Origin of the sequence: Halomonas sp. SIMBA_159, from assembly GCF_046536035.1 — a bacterium.
Lineage (GTDB): Bacteria > Pseudomonadota > Gammaproteobacteria > Pseudomonadales > Halomonadaceae > Vreelandella > Vreelandella venusta_A.
Map to the genome: position 1 here is coordinate 1 of NZ_JAWJBT010001344.1, position 244 is coordinate 244.

General features: G+C 52.5%; 1 protein-coding gene. It reads right to left on the minus strand.

Features of this window, described 5'->3' with window-relative positions; genetic code table 11:
- A partial coding sequence (locus R0J87_RS23630; RefSeq protein ID WP_498889432.1) for a BCCT family transporter occupies positions 1-244 on the minus strand: 244 nt, incomplete at both ends.

Here is a 244-nt window from a genome sequence, read left to right on the forward strand (position 1 = left end):
AGCCGACAAACGGCGACCATGCCACCCACCATGCCCAGAAGAAGAGCGTCCAGTTATTCATCCACTCAACTGGACGGTCGAAGGCAAAACTGTTGAGCGTCATGCCCATAAAGCGATTCACATAGTCGCCAACATTCAGCACCAGTGCATTAAGCAGGAACGAAGTGTCGCCCATAAACAACACGAACAGGATCAATCCCAGCGCCAGCGCGACATTAAGCTCCGATAACACGCGAATGCCCTT